The sequence below is a fragment of the Micromonospora halophytica genome (assembly GCF_900090245.1).
Lineage (GTDB): Bacteria > Actinomycetota > Actinomycetes > Mycobacteriales > Micromonosporaceae > Micromonospora > Micromonospora halophytica.
This window is the reverse complement of the sequence record NZ_FMDN01000035.1, coordinates 1-18,488: the sequence shown is the minus strand read 5'-3', so window position 1 is coordinate 18,488 and position 18,488 is coordinate 1. Positions and strand designations below refer to the sequence as shown.

At 70.6% G+C, this 18,488-nt stretch carries 14 protein-coding genes; 6 read left to right on the top strand and 8 right to left on the bottom strand.

Annotated features, from left to right (window positions below):
* Positions 1-95 precede the first annotated feature (95 nt).
* Complete coding sequence (locus tag GA0070560_RS26875) at positions 96-1,010, top strand: cation diffusion facilitator family transporter (protein ID WP_342670445.1); 915 nt, start codon at positions 96-98, stop codon at positions 1,008-1,010.
* A 222-nt stretch (positions 1,011-1,232) separates the two neighbouring features.
* On the opposite strand, the gene GA0070560_RS26870 is transcribed toward GA0070560_RS26875, so the two are convergent.
* From GA0070560_RS26870 to GA0070560_RS26860, 3 genes are read right to left on the bottom strand one after another with little or no spacing between them, the layout of a single operon-like run.
* Positions 1,233-1,823, bottom strand: a complete 591-nt coding sequence (locus GA0070560_RS26870) for a copper resistance CopC family protein (protein WP_091302776.1) — start codon at positions 1,821-1,823, stop codon at positions 1,233-1,235.
* Between the two features lie 20 nt (positions 1,824-1,843).
* Positions 1,844-3,073 (bottom strand): Dyp-type peroxidase, encoded by a 1,230-nt coding sequence (locus tag GA0070560_RS26865; protein ID WP_091302773.1) that lies wholly within the window; start codon positions 3,071-3,073, stop codon positions 1,844-1,846.
* Positions 3,070-3,669, bottom strand: a complete 600-nt coding sequence (locus tag GA0070560_RS26860; protein ID WP_091302771.1) for a copper chaperone PCu(A)C — start codon at positions 3,667-3,669, stop codon at positions 3,070-3,072. The genes GA0070560_RS26865 and GA0070560_RS26860 overlap by 4 nt, the downstream gene beginning before the upstream one ends.
* Positions 3,670-3,938: 269 nt before the next feature.
* Between GA0070560_RS26860 and GA0070560_RS26855 the strand changes: the two genes are divergently transcribed.
* Positions 3,939-4,751: an SIR2 family NAD-dependent protein deacylase gene (locus tag GA0070560_RS26855; RefSeq protein WP_091302811.1), complete on the top strand. Its 813-nt coding sequence runs from the start codon at positions 3,939-3,941 to the stop codon at positions 4,749-4,751.
* A 111-nt stretch (positions 4,752-4,862) separates the two neighbouring features.
* Here GA0070560_RS26855 and GA0070560_RS26850 read toward each other — a convergent pair whose 3' ends face one another.
* Positions 4,863-5,909: a lytic polysaccharide monooxygenase auxiliary activity family 9 protein gene (locus GA0070560_RS26850; protein WP_091302769.1), complete on the bottom strand. Its 1,047-nt coding sequence runs from the start codon at positions 5,907-5,909 to the stop codon at positions 4,863-4,865.
* A 381-nt stretch (positions 5,910-6,290) separates the two neighbouring features.
* Here GA0070560_RS26850 and GA0070560_RS26845 point away from each other — a divergent pair, with 381 nt between their 5' ends.
* Positions 6,291-7,874, top strand: a complete 1,584-nt coding sequence (locus GA0070560_RS26845) for a right-handed parallel beta-helix repeat-containing protein (RefSeq protein WP_245675742.1) — start codon at positions 6,291-6,293, stop codon at positions 7,872-7,874.
* 159 nt (positions 7,875-8,033) lie between these two features.
* Here GA0070560_RS26845 and prfH read toward each other — a convergent pair whose 3' ends face one another.
* On the bottom strand, positions 8,034-8,696 hold the full coding sequence (prfH, locus tag GA0070560_RS26840) for a peptide chain release factor H (protein WP_091302768.1): 663 nt from the start codon (positions 8,694-8,696) through the stop codon (positions 8,034-8,036).
* Positions 8,693-9,868, bottom strand: a complete 1,176-nt coding sequence (locus tag GA0070560_RS26835) for an RNA ligase RtcB family protein (protein ID WP_091302766.1) — start codon at positions 9,866-9,868, stop codon at positions 8,693-8,695. Before GA0070560_RS26835 ends, prfH begins: the two co-directional genes overlap by 4 nt.
* A gap of 229 nt (positions 9,869-10,097) precedes the next feature.
* On the opposite strand from GA0070560_RS26835, the gene GA0070560_RS26830 reads away from it, so the two are divergent.
* Positions 10,098-11,165: a PIN domain-containing protein gene (locus GA0070560_RS26830; RefSeq protein ID WP_091302764.1), complete on the top strand. Its 1,068-nt coding sequence runs from the start codon at positions 10,098-10,100 to the stop codon at positions 11,163-11,165.
* Between the two features lie 87 nt (positions 11,166-11,252).
* Here GA0070560_RS26830 and GA0070560_RS26825 read toward each other — a convergent pair whose 3' ends face one another.
* On the bottom strand, positions 11,253-11,651 hold the full coding sequence (locus GA0070560_RS26825) for a DUF2267 domain-containing protein (RefSeq protein WP_091302762.1): 399 nt from the start codon (positions 11,649-11,651) through the stop codon (positions 11,253-11,255).
* Between the two features lie 520 nt (positions 11,652-12,171).
* On the opposite strand from GA0070560_RS26825, the gene GA0070560_RS26820 reads away from it, so the two are divergent.
* A complete protein-coding gene (locus tag GA0070560_RS26820; protein WP_139131610.1) occupies positions 12,172-14,037 on the top strand; it encodes a hypothetical protein in 1,866 nt (621 codons plus the stop codon).
* On the top strand, positions 14,024-18,181 hold the full coding sequence (locus GA0070560_RS26815; protein WP_139131609.1) for an RHS repeat-associated core domain-containing protein: 4,158 nt from the start codon (positions 14,024-14,026) through the stop codon (positions 18,179-18,181). The genes GA0070560_RS26820 and GA0070560_RS26815 overlap by 14 nt, the downstream gene beginning before the upstream one ends.
* A gap of 113 nt (positions 18,182-18,294) precedes the next feature.
* Here GA0070560_RS26815 and GA0070560_RS26810 read toward each other — a convergent pair.
* Positions 18,295-18,488: transposase (locus GA0070560_RS26810; RefSeq protein WP_211566031.1), on the bottom strand; the 194-nt coding region annotated here is incomplete at its 5' end.

Here is an 18,488-nt window from a genome sequence, read left to right as displayed (position 1 = left end):
CGAGGCTGGCGTCGCTGGCACTGTGATCACTCGATACGACAGCGTGTGGCAAGGGGGACGGGTCGATGGCAGTTGAGGGCAGTACCAGGGCCGTGGTGACGGCGCTGGTGGCGAACCTGGGTATCGCGGTGAGCAAGTTCGTCGCCGCAGGCATCACCGGATCGGCGTCGATGCTCGCCGAGGGTGTGCACTCGGTCGCGGACTCGACCAATCAGGCGCTGCTGCTCGTCGGCGGCAAGCGCGCCCGCCGGGCTCCCTCGGCGCTGCACCCCTTCGGATATGCACGGGAACGCTACGTCTACGCCTTCATCGTCGCGATCATCCTGTTCACCCTCGGCGGCCTGTATGCGCTCTACGAGGGCTACCACAAGATCAGCGACCCGCACCAGCTCACCTCACCGCTGATCGCCATCGCCGTCCTGCTCATCGCGATCGCCCTGGAGGGCTACGCCCTGCGCACCGCGGTCATGGAAGCCAACAAGATCCGCGGTGACCGAGGCTGGGTCTCCTTCGTCCGCCACGCCCGTGCCCCCGAACTGCCCGTGATCCTGCTGGAGGACGCGGGGGCGCTGCTCGGTCTGCTCTTCGCCCTGTCCGGCGTCGGTCTGAGCGTGCTGACCGGCAACGGCATCTTCGACGGCATCGCCACTCTGTGCATCGGCGTCCTGCTGGTCACGATCGCCGTCATCCTCGCGGCCGAGATCAAGAGCCTGCTCATCGGCGAGGCCGCGCTGCCCGAGGAGGTCACCGCGATCCACACTCAGCTGGTGTCGACTCCTGGCGTCGACCGGGTCATCCACCTGCGCACCCTGCACCTCGGACCCGAAGAAGTCCTGGTCGCGGCAAAGATCGCCATCGGGGCCGCCGATCAGGGCGCCGACGTCGCCGCCTTGATCGACGACGCCGAGGCGCGGATTCGCCGAGTCCTGCCCGTCGCTGCCGCGATCTATCTCGAGCCCGACATCGATCGCCGCGCCGCATCGGTCTCCGAATCACCCAGCGCCATCTGATCGCCCCCAGAGGTGGGTCCGCCCACCGGGTCAGCTCCGCCCCGGCTTGTCGGGAATGCTGGGCTGGAGGGGTATGCGTACCAGCAACGCCAGGGCCCGGGTCGCCGTACCGGGCGGGGCACGACCTGGGGGTCTGGCGGCGGGTTGCCTGGCCCTTCGGTCAGGCAGATGGTCGATCCGGAGCAATTGCGGCACGGCGCCGAGTGCCGTGCAGGTGGTGTGTCACCGGCGTCGGGCGCGGCGGCGCAGCAGCACTGCGGTGATGACGGCGAGGGCGGCGAGTGCGGCTCCGGTGATGGTCAGCCCGACCGGTGGACTCTGGCCGTCGGTCCCGACGGCGGTGGCGCGTGACGATTCAAGGGCTGCCGGGGTGGCCTGCACCGGGGGCGCGGTGGGTGTCGCGGCGGGCGGGCTCGGGGTGTCGGCGGTGGGGTCGGCGACGGTGAACCGGTACGAGCCCTGCACCGGGTGTCCGTCGGTGGAGACGACCCGGTAGGCGACGGTGTAGGAGCCGTTCGGCAGGGCCTGCGCGACGGTCACCGCGCCCGTCGTCCCGGTGACGACGGGGTCGCTCGTGGGCACCTTCCGCTGATTGGCGTCGCTGAGCGTGATGGTGGTGAATGCCGGGTTGAGTTTCTGCAGGAACTTGAGGGTTATCTTGTCCGGCGGCGCGGTCAGCACGGCGTCCTTGGCCGGTGCGGCTGTCAGCAGCGAGTTGTGCGCGACTGCCGGCGAGGCCGGGACGAGCAGCAGCGCCACCGCGGTCAGCGCGGTGACGACCAGGGCGGCGGTCCGGCGGGCGGGAACGGGCATGTCTCTCCTGGATGTCGCGGTCAGCCGAGCAACTGCTGGCCGACCCAGCCGCCCTCGGGGCAGCCGGGTGGGACGGCGAAGACGGCGGAGCCGATCGGCGTGGTCCACTCGTTGAGCAGGTCCCGCTCGGCCAACCGTCGCTGGATGGGGAGAAACTGTCGGGTGATGTCGGCCTGGTACGCGGCGAAGATCAGCCCGCTGTCGGCGGTGCCGTCGGCGGCCGGCACCCCGTCGTAGTTGTACGCCCGGCGCAGGATCCTCAGCCGGTCGTCGGTGACGTGCGCCCGCGTCAGGTGGGAGAAGTCCGGGATCACGGTGAGCCCGTCGGGGCCGAGGGCGGCGAAGTCCGGCTCGTCGTGTTCGGCGGAGCCGGTCAGTGGGGCTCCGGTGCCGAGGCGACGACCGACGGCCAGTTCCCGGTCGGCGCGGCCGAGCAGGTCCCACGTCTCCAGGTTCATGCTGATCCGCCGGACGACCAGGGTGCTGCTGTCGCGCAGCCACGCCGGCCCGTCGGGCACCCACACGGCGGTCTCCAACGGGCTGCCCGGTTGCGGATTGGCGGTGCCGTCGAGCTGGCCGAACAGGTTGCGCTGGGTTCGTCCCGGCTCGGCGCCGGCGGCGCGCCGGAAGCCCTGCTGCACCCATCGGACGGCGGCGAACGGTCGGCTGTCCTTGATCAGCACGCGTTGGGCGTGGGCGACGGTGAGCGGGTCGTCGGCGCAGATCTGCAGCAGGAGGTCCCCGCCGGACCAGCGCGGCTGCAACCGGTCGATCCGCAACGGCGGCAGGTCGGCCACCGAGGGCGGGCGGCGGTCGTCGACACCGGCCGCCCGGTAGAGGCCGGGCCCGAAGCCGAAGGTGACGGTCAACCGGGCGGGTAGCAGACCGAGTTCGGGCTCGGTGTCGGCGAGGGCGGGACGGCCCTGGGTGAGGCGGGCGGCATCGTCGGACAGCAGCCGCAGCATCCGGCCCAGCCCGGCCCGGTCGACGCCGGGCTTCAAATCGAACGCGACGAACGCCGCGTGCGCCTGTGCCTCGGTGGCGACGCCGGCCTGTCGTGGGCCGTGGAACGGCTCGACCGCGCTGCCGACCTGCGCCACCGGCACCGCCTCGGCACCTCGTACGCCCTGATCGTCGTGCCGGGCGGCGGTGAGCGCGGCGGCGCCGGCGAGCGCGCCGCCGGCGGTCAGGGCTGCGCCGGTGAGCAGGCCGCGCCGGCCCACCGGCCGTCTGGTGGGTTCGTCGGTCATGAGGCGGGGCTCATGGTCATCGTCGGCGTGGCGCTCGTGCCCGGCATGGGCTGGCCGTGGCCGGGGGCGTAGCTCTCCTGCGCGCCGGTGAACGGCTTCGCCACCGCCGTGAACGTCTGGGTGCGCCCGTCGGCGAAGGTGAGGGTGACGGTGAGTTCGTCGCCGGCCGGTACCGGCCGGGTGAGGTTCATCAGCATCAGGTGGTCGCCGCCGGGCTGCAGGACATGCTCGCTCCTGGCCTTGATCACGATGCCGCCCTGCTTGGCCTGCATGACCATCTGCCCGTCTTTCATGGTCATTTCGTGCAGTTCCATCGGCGACACCTCGGTGCTGGCGGCGGTGATCGTGACGTCCGTGTCCCCGGTGTTGACCAGCGTGCCGAACGCCGCGGTCATCCCCTTGTCCGCGGCCTTCACCCAGGGGTCACGGACTCCGAGCACCCCGGTGGAAGCGCTCGCCGAGGTCGACGCCGACGCAGTCGGCGTGGTGGTCGACGACGTGTCCGACGATCCGCAGCCCGCGATGCCGCCGATCAGCAACCCGGCGGCGAGAAGGACGACCGGAGCGCGCCGGCCGGAGATGGTGGAGCTGGGCATGGGTGGGTTCCCCTCGCTGATCGTGTGTCGTGGTCGCCTGGTTGGTCGGGCAGCGGAGGCGGTCAGTTCCCGCCGTCGTGTTCGTCACAGCGAGGTGGGCAGGGCCGCCGGTGATCGCCGGTCAGTCACCCTGGTCGGCCGGGAACGGGCGGTCGGCTCCAGCCGGACGTGTGCACGAGACGATTCGGCTCGCGCGGAGCACCCGGTGGCCGACCGCGGGCCGGCACCTAGTCTTTGCCTGGCCGTGCCCGGGGCGGGAGGAGGATCAGATGGACGAGCCGGACGTGCGGGAGGCGGCGGCGCTGTTGGCGCACGCGCGACGCGTCGTCGTCTTCACCGGTGCGGGGATCTCCGCGGAGAGCGGTGTGCCGACCTTCCGCGACGCCTTGACCGGTCTGTGGCGGCGCTTCGACGCTCAGGCGCTCGCCACGCCGGAGGCGTTCCGCGACGACCCCGCACTGGTCTGGGGCTGGTACGAGTGGCGACGCAGCAGGGTTCGGCGGGCCGTACCGAACGCCGGTCATCTGGCTGTGGCCGCGATCGAGGCGCGGGTGCCCGACAGCGTCGTCGTCACGCAGAACGTCGACGATCTGCACGAGCGCGCCGGCTCGGTGGCGCCGCTCCACCTGCACGGCAGCCTGTTCGCGCCGCGTTGCTCGGTGTGCGCACATCCCGCGCCGGCGCCGGACGACGCAGTACGGGAGCCCGGCGACGGCCGGCGGATGTCCCCGCCCCGATGCGCGCGCTGCAGGGCCCTCGTCCGACCCGGAGTGGTGTGGTTCGGGGAGGCGTTGCCGGCTGGGGCGTTGGAGGCCGCCGTCGAGGCGGCGTCTGGCTGCGACCTGCTGATCACCGTGGGCACCTCGGGCCTGGTGTACCCGGCCGCCGAGATTCCCCAGGTGGCTGCCCGTCTCGGTGCCCGGGTGATCCAGGTCAACCCGGAGCGGACGCCGCTGGACGCCGTTGCCGACGTGAGCCTGCGCGGCCCGGCCGCTCAGGTGCTTCCCGCTCTTGTGCGAGCCGTCTGGGGCGCTGACGACCAGGCGTTCCGGGGAGCGGGGCCGTCGGGCAGCGGAGGGTGACCGGAGCCGTGGCCGGCGATTCGTGCCTGGTGGGTGCGGGGATCAGTGCGCCGGGCGGGGCGTGCCCGGCCGGGGCAGTGACCAGTGCGCGCCGGTCACTGCCCCGGCGGCTCATGCCGTCGCGGTGCAGCTGAGCGTCGGGGTGGAGTTCGAGCCGGAGCCGGTGAGGCCGAAGGTGGCCTTCGCTCCGGCCGCCAGTGCGCCGTTGTAGCTGGCGTTCCTGGCGGTCACGGTCGACCCGCTGGTGGTGACCGTGGCGTTCCAGGCCGAGCTGATCTGCTGGCCGCCGGCGAGCGTCCAGGTGACCGTCCAGCCCTGGATCGCGCTGCTGCCGGCGGTCACCTCGACCTCACCCTGGAAGCCGCCGGGCCACTGCCCGGTGCTCTTGTAGCTGGCCGCGCAGCCGGCCGGGGCCGGCGGCGGGGTGGTCGGTGGCGGAGTGGTGGGCGGGGTGGTCGACCCGCCACCGAAGTCCACGTCGCTGCACAGGTAGTACGACTGGTCGGAGTGGCTGGCCTGCCAGATCGTGTAGACGATGTGCCGCCCGGTGCGTCCCGGCGCGTTGGCCGGGATCTGGATGGACACGCCCTGGCTCTCCGGCGTCCACTGCGATGCCGGGGTGTTGCCGATCTGGCCGACCTGCTCCAGGTCGCTCCAGGCCAGCGGCTTGCTGAGGGCGTCGAAGCCCTGCTTGGTCACGTACACCCGGATGTAGTCGGCGCCGTGGCTGGCCTGGTCCCAGAGGCGGACCCGGAAGCTGTTGGCGACGCTGGTGGTCTTCCATGCGCCGACCGCGTCGAGCGAGTTGTACCGGCCGTCGCCGGTGTGGCCGGCGCTGCAGAGTTGGCCGTCCGGGATGGCGGCCTGGTGGTTGCCGGCGACGCCCTCGCGGTACAGGCCGTTCCAGTTCCACATGGCTGTCGTGTCGTACTGCCAGGCCTGCCAGCACATCGGATCCTGGGTGGCCATGGCCGGGTTCTGGAAGTCGTTGCCCCAGCGCTGCCAGCAGCCGTAGTTGCGCGACGCGGGGTCGACCACGGATCCGTGGGCGGAGGCCGGTGCGGCCAGGACGGTGGTCAGCAGCAGCACGGCGATCGCGCCGGCGGCGAGCAGCCACGCCACGAGCGGCAGGCGACGTGGTCGGGTGAGGGTGGACACGGAGCCTCCAAGGGGAAGAGGTCGGATGACGACGCCCGGACGCCGGGAGTGCCCGCTCCCGTGCCCGCATGCGTGGCTCCCGCTGCGGCTCTGCCTGGCAGACTCCCATCCGAATTGAAGTTAGTCAATTGAATCCGGTCTCGACCGGTCGCTGCCGCCGCGGCTCGTCGAGGGGTGATCGGCCGGGCGGCCGGACGCGTCGGGGTTGCCGCGAAAGGCTGCGAACGCCTGCCCTTGTCAATCGGAAAGCGCTTTCCTAAACTGCTGTCCATCGATGTGCTGGTCCCGTCCGGGCTGAGGGCCAATCGGGCGGTGTCGCTTACCGCGTACGGGCAGCGCGGTTCTGCGCCCGCGCCACGTCACCAACAGCATGGGAGACACATGATGAGACCCAAGGCGCTCACGACAGGCGCTGTCGTGGCGGTCGGCGCGGCCCTCGTGATGCCCGCGTCCCCGGCGACAGCCGCGCCGACCCGCTACCAGGCGGAGAACTCGCCGGCGGTCTGCACCGGCACGATCGACAGCAACTGGTCCGGGTTCTCCGGCTCCGGATTCTGCAACGGCGACAACTCCACCGACGGCTGGGCGCAGTTCACCGTCAACGCCGCGGCCGCCGGCACGGCGACGGTCGGGGTCCGCTTCGCCAACGGCACCACCACGACGCGACCGGCCGGTCTCGTCGTCAACGGCGCGAACGTGCAGAACGTCTCGTTCGAGGGCACCGGCGCATGGAACAGTTGGGCGACCAGGACCCTGACACTGAGCCTCAACGCGGGGGCCAACACGATCCGGCTCAACCCGACCAGCTCCGCCGGGCTGCCCAACGTCGACTTCCTCGACGTCGAGACAGGCGTCAGCCCGCCGCCGCCGACGAACGCGCTCTACGTGGCGACCAACGGCAACGACAGCAACACCGGCACCCTGAGCGCTCCGCTGAAGACCATCCAGCGCGCCGTCGACCTGGCCCAGCCCGGACACACCATCGTCATCCGCGGCGGCACGTACGCGCCGAGCACGAACATCCAGATCCTGAAGAACGGCACCTCGAGCGCGCCCATCACGATGCGCAACTACCAGGGCGAGCGGGTCGTCATCGACGGCGAGAACATGCCCTACACCCCCGGCGCGGTGGGCTCCACCATCCCCCGCCCGGAGCGCGGCGCCATCCACATCGAGGGCGACTGGTGGCGCCTGATCGGCCTGGAGATCATCCACGGCCCGTACGGCATCTTCGGCCTGGACACCAACAACAACGTCTTCGAGCGGCTGATCACCCGCGACAACTACGAGTCCGGCCTGCACATCGTGCTGTCGTCGAGCAACAACCAGATCAACGACCTGGACAGCTACGGCAACCGTGACCCGCGCAAGAACGGCGAGAGCGCGGACGGCCTGGCCATCAAGGAGGGCTCCGGCAGCGGCAACGTCGTACGGGGCGCCCGGCTGTGGAACAACTCCGACGACGGCCTCGACCTCTGGATGTTCTCCTCGCCGATCCGCATCGAGAACAGCCTCGCCTGGGGCAACGGGTTCAACCGCTGGAACCTGCCCGACTTCACCGGCGACGGCAACGCCTTCAAGCTGGGCGGCAATGGCGTGTCCGCCAACCACACCGTGCGCAACAGCATGGCGTGGAGCAACGCGGTCGGCGGCTTCATCGACAACAACAACCCCGGCCGGCACACCATCGACCACTGCACCGCGTGGAACAACCCGCAGACCGGGTTCAACGTCAACCGTTCGGCCAGCACCCTGACCAGCAACCTCGCCGTGGCCAACGGCACCAACGTCTCGCTCGGGTCCAACTCCGGCGGCTCGGGCAACTCGTGGAACCTCGGCGGCAGCTGGTCGCTGCAGAGCACCGACTCCAGCACGATCACCGGAGCCCGCAACGCCGACGGCTCCATCCCGTCCTCCACCTTCCTGCGTCCGAGCAACGGCGCTGACGTGGGGGCCCGCTTCTGAGCACCGACGAGGCCGCGGCGCGGTGGGAGCGGGACGAGTTCCCGCTCCCACCGCACCACGAGCAGCTGCCCGTCGCTCGACTGGTGGCGTAGGACTCGTCTGCCCGGGCAAGGTGGCCGGCGAGGTCACCTCCACCCGGCGCACCGACGGCCGTACGGCCTACCGCTGTCGGTGGCGCGTCCGCCGCGGTGCGGTCAGGTCCTGATCCGCCGGCCCCGGACGTTCGACCCGGACGGGATCGCCGCGAACGAGCTCGTCGTGGATGCGCCATCGGGTGGTGGTGACGACGCGCCGCGCGGCTTCGTCACCGTCCTCGATGCGCTGTCTCAGCAGCCGCACGGCGATGCGGCGATTGAGGCTGAACTGCCGTTCGGTGTCGACCACGACGACCAGGCCCGAGGGGCGGTGGGTCGCCCGTACCGCCGTGCTGGCCTTGTTGCGGTGCTGCCCGCCGGGGCCGCCGGTACGGCAGGCGACGACGTCGACGTCCGCCTCCGCGAACGTCGTGCTCGGCGCGTCGACCTGACACGGGCGGGCGGTGACGTACCAGTTCTTGCGGCCGGTGCTCGCCCGGTAGGGGCTGGGGGCCTGCCAGCACAGGGTCCCGGTCCAGGAGGCGGCGAACTCACGGGCGCCCGCGCCGCAGATCCGGACCAGCGCCGACCGGTAGGTGCCGGGACGGTCCCCGGCGACGGTCTCGACCCGGTGGGTCGTCAGGTCGTGCCGGGTGGCGTCGGCCTCCAGCCGGCGCAGCAGCCGGGACAGCGCCCACGCGCACTCCTGCGGGCCCCGACCGGCGGACAGGAGCAGGTGGACGCTCACACCCGGCCTCGTCTGCGGCGCTGGTCGTGGCGGGCCGTGCGGGGCGTGGACCCGACGTCGGGCGTCTTGTAGGTGACCAGGGGGACCGTGGTGACCACCGGCGTGGCCAGGTCGTGAGCGACCAGGTCGGCGACCACCTGCTCGATGCGCTTGTACGCAGTCGGCGCCTCCTCGAAGAGCAGTTGGCGGTCACCGCACACCACCAGCGACCCCACCGGGGTACGGCGCAGCTCCTCGACGGTGTGCTTGGCCCGGCCCCGACGCAGGGCGTCGGCCCGGGACATCTTGCGACCCGCGCCGTGTGCCACGGAGTGGTTCGCCTCCGCGCCGGCGTGGGCGGCCACCAGGTAGGACGGGGTGCCCCGCGTGCCGGCGACGAGCACGTCGCGGCCGTCACCCGGGGCCGCGCCCTTGCGGTGCAGGTAGACACCGTCGCGGATCTCGACCAGGTTGTGGCACTCATCGACGATCGGCGTGGTCGGTTCGGCTCCCAGGGCGTGGGCGACCCGGGCGGCCAGCAGCCGCCGGTTGAGCGATCCCCACCGCACCGCGGCGTCGTGCATCGCCAGGTAGGCCGCGACGTCAGCGGCGGGGCCGGCGCCGTGGACCTCGGTGTGCGCGCGCAGGATCCGCTCGCCCAGTCCGCGGGAACCGCTGTGGACGATGAGCACGAGCTCGCCGGCGCGCAGCCCGAGACGCTCCGCGTGGTCGGGCTCGAGGACGGTGTCGACCCGGGCCAGCTCGACGAAGTGGTTGCCCCGGCCGACCGTGCCGAGGCCCTCGACGTGACCGGCGGGAACGTCGCCCGCCAGGACGGCCCAGGCCGGGTCGTCGGCGTCCTGCTCGGGATCCAGCGGGCGGTCGAGGTCCGGGAACCGGGCGGCGAGCTTCTCGGGTACGGCGCGCTTGAGCTTGATGGGGAAGACGGCGATGCCGCACCCGATGTCGGAGCCCACCAGGAACGGGTACAGCACCGTCGACGCCATGGCGGCGCCGATCGGGGCGCCCTTGCCCGGGTGCAGGTCGGGCATGCCGGCGACGTGGACCATGCCGTCGAGGGCGGCCACCTGGTGGCACTGCGCGACGGCGTCGGACTCGATCCAGCTGGTGGGGGAGGCGAACACGGCGACGGTGGCCGGGGTCGACTGTGGCAGGGAACGATGCACGGACAAGAAGACGCTCGCTTTTCGGACAGGGGTGTGGACGGACGGCAGCACGGCGCCGTCGGCGCCGTGGGCGGCAGGGCAACGCGGGTGCGGTCCGTCAGAACGTCATGGGTTCCACCTTCCCGGAGCCCACCGCCCCGGGCAACCGGGTTTCGGCGGCGCGGCGGGTGCTCCGGCGCCGGTGACGGTGGGCGCGCCGGCTCGGCCGTGGCCCGGGCGGGCGTACCCTGACCTGGTGGATCAAGAAGACCGGATCGCCCTCTTCCTCGACTACGAGAACCTGGCCCTGGGGGCGCGCGACCACCACGGTGGCAGGCCCTTCGACTTCCGCCCGATCGCCGACGCCCTCGCCGAGCGCGGGCGGGTGGTGGTGCGGCGCGCGTACGCCGACTGGTCGTACTTCGACGAGGACCGCCGGATGCTCACCCGCTCCCACGTCGAGCTGATCGAGATCCCGCAGCGGATGGGCGCCTCCCGCAAGAACGCCGCCGACATCAAGATGGCGGTCGACGCGGTGGAGCTGGCCTTCGAACGGGACTACATCTCCACCTTCGTCATCTGCACCGGCGACAGCGACTTCACCCCGCTGGTGCACAAGCTGCGCGAGCTCAACAAGCGGGTGATCGGCGTCGGTGTGGAGAAGTCCACCTCGGCGCTGCTGCCGCCCGCCTGTGACGAGTTCCTCTACTACGACCGGCTGGAAGGGGTCGACATCCCGCCGGCGCGGGCCCGGCGCGGTCGCCCCACCCGCCCGGCCGAGGCTGCCGCACCGGTCGACCAGGACCTGGAACAGGTGGCCGCCGCCGAGGAGCCGGTACGCGACGTGGACGCCCTCGCCGTGGTCGTCGCGCAGACGGTGGCCGGTCTGCAGGGCGGCGCCGGCGGCGCGGTGACGGCCTCCCGGCTCAAGCTCACCCTGCTGCGCAAGGACCCCACCTTCAGCGAGTCCGACTACGGGTTCCGCACCTTCGGTGAGCTGCTGCGCCACCTCGCCGCGCACAATGTCGTGGAGCTGGCCGAAGGCCCGGCCAAGGGTGATCCCGAGGTGTCGTTGCCCGAGCACGGCGACCGGGAGGTCGCCTTCGGGCTGCTGCGTACCGTGGTCGCGGAGCTGGCCGCGGCCGGTGGCCCGGTCGCGCTCTCCGGCTTGAAGAACCAGCTCCGCCGGGCCCGGCCCGACTTCAGCGAGCAGAAGCTCGGATACCGCAGCTTTCTGCAGTTCTGCAAGGCCGCCGCCACCGGCGGAGTCGTCGACCTGGCCTGGAATCCCGAGGTCGACGACTACCTGCTCACCCCACGCTGACGGGCGTCTGCCCCCGACGCCGACTCGTCCTGCTGTCGCTGCCGGGCGCCGCCGCGCCGGGCCGGCCGAGCGGACTGCGCGCGCTGGTCAGGACTGGCGTCGGATGAACGGCGCGGACTGGTCGACGACGTCGGCGTACTCGGCGGGCAGCTGGGCGACCGCCTGTGCGTACGCGGCGGGGTCGAGGGCGTCGCGCAGGACGTCGAAGACCGCGGTCACGCCGTCTCTGACCCGGTCGCCGTCGAAGTCCGCACGGCCACTGACCCGGGCGACGAACACGTCGAGCCCGAACCGTTCGGCGGCCTCGCTGCCGCCGAAGGCGTGCGCCCGAAGGCCTTCGGGAAGCTGACCGGCCAGGTCGCGCGCCTCTCCACCGTCGATGCGTTCGGCCAGGGTGGTCAGGGTGGCCCGGGTGACGGCGGCGGCCTGCTCCGGCGACAGGCCGGACCGCGTCGCCACCAGGGCGAGGAACTCGTTGTCGTTCACCTTCAGGCCCTTCCTCTCGCCGACGGGGCAGCCGAGTTCCCGCGGTGCGCATGCCCAAACGGGCCGGCAACCGATCACCCGCGGCTGCCGGCAGCTACGACTGGTCGGCCTGACCCGAGGACGTCCATGATCCGCGCACGGTCTCCTCGGCGGCCAGCGCTCCGGCCGTACCCGGCAGTGGTGTCGCCGGTAGGCGCCCCGCCTACCTTACGGACGAGGCCGTTGGCCGCCTGGCCCGCGCTCTCGCACGTTCCTGACGTGTCTCACCGCGGAACGTCATTTCGAGGGTCGCTGCACATGCCACTGCCTCGTGTGGAGGGTGATCCGCTTCACGTCGACCGAGCCTGCCAAGCCTGCATGGACGGTGGAGTCGCCCATCGATGGAGGCTGAGCTCGGTGGATCTCTGCCGACCGCGCTCTCAATCCCCTATGGAGCTTGATCTTCCTACCCGAAAAATCGATGCTTGAGGTGGTCGTGCAGTAGTTCCCTGATTGCTCCCTGTAGGATCTAGGAGGATCAGTGAGAAGAAGATCCGTGTGGGGTCCGGTGTCCCGGATCCCACGGCTGTCGCGTGGCCCCGGCGGGCGAGCGCTCGCCATCGGGCTGTCGGTGGTGCTCACCGCGACGATAGCGGATTGGGTGGCGACGCCGCCTGCGCAAGCGGCGCCTCCGCCGGCGCGGGCGGAGGCTTCGGCGACGTCGGAGGTGTTGGAACGGCCGGATGAGGCAGCGGCGGTGACCACCGCACGGTTGACGGGCAAGAAGGTCCGGATCGGTGGCATGACGTCGGAGACGACGACGGCGGCAGCGAATCCGGATGGCACAGTGTCTGTGGAGACAGCTGTCGAACCGCAGCGGGCTCGTGATGCTGATGGTGTTTGGAAAGACATTGACCTCACGTTGAGGGCGGGACCGGATGGTCGGTTCATCCCCGCCGTGTCTGTGGTGGATGTGTATTTCTCCGCTGGGGGTACGGGGCCGTTAGTAGAGGTTGCGGGCAGCGGAAGGCCGCTGACGATGTCGTGGCCCGGCAAGCTACCGACGCCGACTGTGCAGGGCGACTCAGCGACCTATCCGGAGGTATTTCCGGGTGTTGATCTGGTCATGCGTGCGACCACGACGGGCTTCACGCATGTGTTGGTCATCAAGACGGCCCAAGCGGCTGCAAACCCCGCGGTGCGGACGGTGGAGCTGATCGTCGGCGCCGGCGTGGAGTTGTCCGAGCTGGCAGACGGCTCGGTGCGGGCGATGGCGGGGGGCCAGGTGGTGGCCCGGTCGCGTCCGGCGGTGATGTGGGATTCCTCGCCGTTGACGCTCTGGCCTGAGGGCTCGGACGTGATGACCGGCTCCGGTCCGGTTGGCGAGGCCGTGGTCGTTGCTGGCGCGGCGCAGTCGACGCCGGAGGGCCCCGGTGACGGGGCGAGAGTCGGGGACGTTCAGACACGGGTGGCCGGTGCTGGTGGTCTGGAGTTGATACCCGATCCTTCGATGCTGGACGGGGAGGATGTTTCGTTCCCGTTGTTCGTGGATCCGTCGTGGAGTGTGATCGCGGCGAAGTGGGCGTACGCGAACTCGATCAACTCGAACTGGGATCTGGGTGGTAAGACGTGGGTGGGTATGAACCCCTACGACGGAACGCTGTACCGCTCGTTCTTCGAGTTCGACATGACAACAATCAAGGGCAAGTACGTGCAGTCGGCGTCGGTAGAGGCGACGCTGTATCACTCGTGGTCGTGTTCGCCCACGTGGGTGCATCTATACCGCACGAGCAACATCACCGTGGCTAGCGGCGCTCGAATGTCTTGGTCGACGCGGCCGCTGCCATCGGCCACGTGGCTTGACTCGGCGGAGGGCAACGCGAACAAGTCCGGTGGATGTGGGGCAAATCAGCCGGACATGGTCATGCAGTTTAGTCGCGCCGAGTTGACCAACGATGTGCGGCAGGCGGCGGAGAACAACTGGTCGCTGTACACGGTCGGTCTGTGTGCCTGCAATCCTCAGGGCCAGTTTGAGACGGCGCAGGACCGGTGGAAGAAGTTCTACACCAACAAGACCAAGCTGGTTGTCACCTACACGTCCAAGCCGACGGTGACCGCCAGGGCAACGGTGCCATCGACGGCGTGTGTGTCCGGCGGGGGCCGGCCGTACATCAACACGGCGACGCCGCAGCTGCGGGCGCAGATCACCGACCCTGAGGGTGCGCAGGTCCGGGCGAAGTTCGAGTGGTGGGTGACCGGTGGTTCCCTGATCGCGGGAACGACTGTCGGCCCGGGGGCATCGGGTTCATGGCTGGCCGGGGGCATCGGGTTCATGGCTGGCGACGTCGGTGCCAGCGGGGACATTTACCGAGGGTGGCACCTACTCTTGGCGGGTGCGGGGCAATGACGGTCTGGTCGACGGACCATTTTCCTTGTTCTGCGAGTTCACCGTCGACACCACCGCCCCATCGACGATGCCGGCGATCTCTTCAACGGCGTACCCGGTCGGTCAGTGGGCGGGCACCGCAGGTACGCCCGGCAACTTCACGTTCGACGCGGGCGGCGTGCCGGATGTGGCCGCATACGAGTACGGCCTGAACGTCAATCCGCCGAATCAGACGGTGAACGCCCCAAGCCTTGGTGCGGCCGCGACCGTGTCGATCACGCCCACCGCCGACGGGCCGCAGACGCTGTACGTGCGGTCACGAGACAGGGCCGGCAACACCTCGGCCACCCGCACCTACACGTTCAACGTCGGCTCCGGCGCCGTTACCGCGCCGAAGGAGGGTGACATCACCGCGGCCAAGACCGCGATAACGGGTGTCGGCCAGTCGACGGCGACCGGGGTCACCTACCAGTGGCGGCGCGGCGACGCCGACGTCTGGGTCGACATCCCGACCGGACACGTCACCGTCGCGGCCGGCGGCGGCGCGGTCACCTGGCCGTTGCCGACCAGCGGTAGCGGCGCTTTCCCGAAGCTCAACTGGGACGTCGAGGCCACCCTGGCAGCCGCCGACGCCGAGTCGATCGCCCGCAACGGCCCGCTGCAAGTCCGTGGCGTGTTCACCGGCGGAACCGGCGGCACGTCGAGCCCGGTGAAGATGACCTTTGACCGGGATCAGGCATCGGCGGCGTCACAGGGCGTCGGGCCCGGTTCGGTCAACCTGATCACCGGTAACTACACGGTGTCGGACACCGACGTGTCGGTCGACTCGTTCGGCAGTGACCTGACGGTGACCCGCTCGTACAACACGCGGCGGGCGGCGGAGACGGACGCGGCGAACATGTTCGGGCCGGGTTGGGTTTCCGGCGCGGTGGTCGAGGAGGCCGAGTCGCCGTACACGTCGTTGACGGTGTACGGGTCGCTGGTGCAGGTCGGCCTGCCGGAGGGCGACACGATCGGGTTCACCAAGCGCACCGCCACCGCCTTCGATCCCGAGATCGGGATGGAGTTTCTCAAGCTGACCTACAACGCCACCGGTGACTCCTACTCGGTGACCGACGAGGACGGCAACACGGTGGTGTTCACCCGGGTCACCGGGACGGCCGCAGGGAAGTACTTCCCGACGTCGGTGACGGTGCCGGGCAGCAACCAGACCTCGACGTTGAGCTGGGAGAAGGCGACCGTCGACGGTAACGAGGTGGTGCGTCCGACCCGGATGTTGGCACCGGTGGCCGACGGTGTGAACTGCGCGATGCTGACCCGTGGCTGCCGGGCGTTGACATTCACCTACGCCACGACGACGACGGCGACCGGCACCGCCGAGTCGACGTGGGGCGACTACACGGGTCGGGTGAAGGAGATCGCGTTCACCGCCTGGGACCCGGACCTGGCCACCCCGGCGATGCGTACCGTGCCGATGGCCCGGTACGCGTACGACAACGCGGGCCGGCTGCGCGCGGTCTGGGACCCGAGGCTGGACTGGAACGACGCCGGCACGATGCGGCAACTCCGGGAAACCTACGACTACACCGCGGGCGGGGTGCTCAGCGTCGTCAAGCCGGTCGCCGAGGAGCCATGGCAGCTCAGCTACACGACCGTCCCGGGTGACCCGGGAGCGGGTCGGCTGTACAAGGTGACCCGTTCGGCGTTGACCGCCGGCACCGCAGTGCAGACGGTGGTCTACAAGGTGCCGGTGTCCGGCACCGGCGCACCCTATGACCTGTCCCCGGCGCAGACCAGCCGGTGGGCGCAGTCGGAGGCGCCGACGGACGCCACGGCGGTGTTCCCGGCCAGCCAGGTGCCGACGGGCGATCCGGCCGCCGGAACGCTGCCGTCGTCGTACGAGCGGGCGACGGTCACCTATCTGGATGCGAACGCCCGGGAGGTGAACACCGCCCTGCCGGGCGGGCACATCGGTGCCACCTGGTACGACCAGTGGGGCAACACGGTGCGGACGCTCACCGTCGGCAATCGCGCCCGGGCCCTCGCCGTCAGTTCGAGCGACGACGCGGCGGCGGAGAGCATGCTCGCCCGCAGCCGCTCGACGCTCAACGTCTACTCCTCCGACGGGCAGCGGCTCACCAGCACGTTGGAGCCGGAGCACGACGTGGTGCTGCCCACCGGGGTGGTGGTGCGGGGACGCAAGCACACCAGGAACACCTACGACCAGGGCGCGCCGACCACCGGCGGGCCGTACAACCTGATCACCAAGCAGGAGGTCGGCGTCCGGATTTGGGACGCCGGTGGCGTGGAGATCGACCACGACATCCGGACGACCACCACCGCGTACGACTGGGGTCTGCGTCAGCCGACGGTGGTGACGGTGGATCCGGGCGGGCTGGCCCAGACCACCCGGACCACGTACGACCCGATCACCGGCTTGGTCACCTCGACGACCGCGCCGGCCGGCGGCACCAGCACCACCACACCGGCCACCCAGCGGACGATCTACTACCGGGCCACGTCCGGCTCCGGTTACGCCGAGTGTGACCTGCGGCCGGAGTGGGCGAACCTGCCGTGCCGGGTGCAGCCGGGCGGGCAGGCCGCCAGCGGGCCGGAGCTGCCGGCCACGGTGAGCACCTACGACATGCACAACCAGCCGCGGGTGGTCATCGAGAAGACCAGCACCGGCACGCTGCGGACCACCACGACCACGTACGACGGCGCGGCCCGTGCGTACGAGACCAGCGTGGCGGCGCCCGGGCTGGGTACAGCGGTGCCGATCAGCCGCAACGTCTACGAACAGTCGACCGGGCGGCTGCTGCAGGTGCAGCAGGTGGTCGGCGGGTTGGCGACCGCACAGGTGGTGAAGGGCTACGACGGCCTGGGCCGGCAGACGTCCTACACCGACGCCGACGGGGTCACCTCGACCACCACGTACGACCTGCTCGGCCGGGTGGCCACCAGCACCGACGGCAAGGCCACCCGCACCTACACCTACGACGGTGGCACCGAGCGGCGCGGCCTGCTCACCTCCGTCAACGACAGCCAGGCCGGGTCCTTTTCCGGCAGCTACGACGTCGACGGGAACCTGACGTCGGAGACGTGGCCCAACGGCGTGCAGGTCGCGACGGAGACCGACGAGACCGGCACCCAGACCGGGCTGACCTACACCAAGCCGGGCTGCGCGACGGCCGACTGCACCCTCTACACCGAATCGGTCGTCGAGTCGGCGCACGGGCAGTGGCGGGAGCGGTCCTCCAGCCTGTCGGAGCAGAGCTACAGCTACGACCAGGCGGGCCGGCTCACCTCGATCCGCGACACCATCGGCGGCCAGTGCACCACCCGCTCGTACGGGTTCAGCACCTCGTCGAACCGCACCTCGCTCACCGAGTACGGCCCCGGCACCGACGGCGTCTGCCAGAGCACCACGGCGGCATCGTCGCGGACCTGGACGTACGACACGGCCGACCGAGTCAACACCACCGGCTACGTCTACGACGCCCTCGGCCGGACGACCACCGTGCCGGCCGTCGACACGGCCAAGCCGTCCGGCGGGAACGCCACGGTCACCTACCACTCGACCGACCTGGTCGACACGATCACGCAGGGAGGCCGGACCACCGACTACACCCTCGACGTCACCCGCGAACGGATCCGATCCTGGACCGACAACGCCGGTGGCACGGCGGTGCAGTCGGTGCACCACTACGACGGCGACGACGACAGCCCGTCGTGGACGCAGGAGACGGCCGACCGGTTCACCCGGCCGGTGTCGGGCCTGTCGGCGATGGCCGGCATCTTCGACAGCGACGGCGGCCAGATCGACTGGCAGCTCACCAACCTGCACGGTGACCTCGTCGCGGCCATCCACGGCGACGACGAAGGCGTGTCACGCACCACCGAGGCCAACGAGTACGGCACACCGCGCAACCCCGACGACATCGGAACCCAGCGCTACGGCTGGCTCGGGGCCAAGCAACGAGCGGCCGACACCCCGACAGGCATCGTCCTGATGGGCGTACGCCTCTACAACACCGTCACCGGCCGCTTCCTCCAGGTCGACCCCGTGGACGGTGGCAGTTGCAACGCCTACGAATACACCTGCGGTGATCCGGTCAACGCCTTTGACCTAGCCTCGGTCTTTCATTTCGGCGGCCGTTCATAGCTGCTGTTCGATGAATTCGGTTCGGGATTCGCGTACCAGTTCGCTGGCATGCTGACGGCCCGGCGCTGGGCCGGTTTCCTCCGTGCTGCTGGTCGGGGCGTGGGGTTGCTGGGTCAGCCGGCGGGTCGCGGCAGTGCGGCGAGGCGGTTGAATGCGCTGGTCAGAGCGTTGGTCCAGGGCCAGTCGGCGGCGATGGCAAGTCGGGTCCGGCGGGCGGTGCGGGTGATGCGGGCGGCGACGTGCAGCAGCTGGTAACGCAGTTTCTTGGGTTCCGCGCGGGCGAGGTCACCGTCGAGGAGCAGGGTCT

What these genes read in the sequence shown, in the direction of transcription:
- GA0070560_RS26870 (WP_091302776.1), bottom strand. Translation starts at nt 1,823, where the DNA reads ATGCCCGTTCCCGCCCGCCGGACCGCCGCCCTGGTCGTCACCGCGCTG.
- GA0070560_RS26865 (WP_091302773.1), bottom strand. Translation starts at nt 3,073, where the DNA reads ATGACCGACGAACCCACCAGACGGCCGGTGGGCCGGCGCGGCCTGCTC.
- GA0070560_RS26860 (WP_091302771.1), bottom strand. Translation starts at nt 3,669, where the DNA reads ATGCCCAGCTCCACCATCTCCGGCCGGCGCGCTCCGGTCGTCCTTCTC.
- GA0070560_RS26855 (WP_091302811.1), top strand. Translation starts at nt 3,939, where the DNA reads ATGGACGAGCCGGACGTGCGGGAGGCGGCGGCGCTGTTGGCGCACGCG.
- GA0070560_RS26845 (WP_245675742.1), top strand. Translation starts at nt 6,291, where the DNA reads ATGATGAGACCCAAGGCGCTCACGACAGGCGCTGTCGTGGCGGTCGGC.